This is a genomic window from Streptomyces sp. UH6 (assembly GCF_013421635.1).
Taxonomy (GTDB): Bacteria; Actinomycetota; Actinomycetes; order Streptomycetales; family Streptomycetaceae; genus Streptomyces; species Streptomyces abyssomicinicus.
On sequence record NZ_JACADT010001447.1, the window covers coordinates 1 to 1,018 of the forward strand.

Annotated in this window: 2 protein-coding genes; one reads left to right on the top strand and one right to left on the bottom strand. The window is 73.6% G+C overall.

Features of this window, described 5'->3' with window-relative positions; all coding sequences use genetic code 11:
• Positions 1-564, bottom strand: a 564-nt coding sequence (locus tag HW445_RS32490; protein WP_257231456.1) for an exonuclease domain-containing protein, incomplete at its 3' end; no start/stop codon positions are given.
• A gap of 206 nt (positions 565-770) precedes the next feature.
• Between HW445_RS32490 and HW445_RS32495 the strand changes: the two genes are divergently transcribed.
• A partial coding sequence (locus tag HW445_RS32495) for a VIT1/CCC1 transporter family protein (RefSeq protein WP_180224326.1) occupies positions 771-1,018 on the top strand: 248 nt, incomplete at its 3' end.

Sequence of the window (1,018 nt, forward strand, 5' to 3'; positions counted from 1 at the left end):
CAGCGCCGAGGCCGCAGCCGCCCGCAGGCTGGGACGGAACGCCTCGGCCAGCACCCGGGCGTCGTCCAGCGCGTGGTGGGCGCGACGCTGGACCACGCCGAAGTGCGCCGCCAGCGACTCCAGTTTGTGGTTGGGCAGCGGCAGCGCCAGCGCCTTGGCCAGCGCGATGGTGCACAGCCGCTGCCGCACCGGGGCCTCGCGGCCGGCCCGGGCGTACTCGCGGGCGATCATCTGCCAGTCGAAGACGGCGTTGTGCGCGACCAGCACCCGGTCCGCGAGACGGGCCGCGAACTCCTCGGCGATGTCGGCGAAGAGCGGCGCGCCCGCCAGCGCGTCGCTGGTCAGCCCGTGGATCCACACCGGGCCCGGGTCGCGCTCCGGATCGACCAGGGTGTACCAGTGGTCCTCCACCTCGCCGCGGGCGTCCAGCCGGTAGACGGCCGCGGAGATGATGCGGTCGTCCCGGGCCAGTCCGGTGGTCTCCACGTCGACGACCGCGTACCCCTGCGGATACGCGGCCGGCCAGGGAGCGGTGGACGCTTCGGGCGTGCGGTCTTCGAGCATGGTCAACGAGGATAAGCGCCAGGGCCGACACCTCCGTCGTCCGGGGAGCGTCGGTACCCCACCGGACGCATGTCCGGTGCCATCCTCCCGATGTGGCGGAACAACAGGAACCAGACGAAAGCCGTCAAGAGCGGAAAAGTCGCGAAGCTCTCGAAGAGGAGGAAAAGGGGCGCGGTCCCCGAGGTCTCGGCGTCCGGCTCAACTGGCTGCGCGCCGCCGTGCTCGGCGCCAACGACGGCATCGTCTCGACCGCCGGTCTGGTGGTCGGCGTCGCGGGCGCCACCGAGAGCCGCGACGCCCTGCTGACCGCGGGCCTGGCCGGGCTGCTCGCCGGGTCGATGTCCATGGCGGCGGGGGAGTACGTCTCGGTCTCCACCCAGCGCGACTCCGAGCGCGCCGCCCTCGCCGTGGTGCGGCGCCGGCTCCGCGAGCGCCCGCAGGCCGGGCTCGGGAA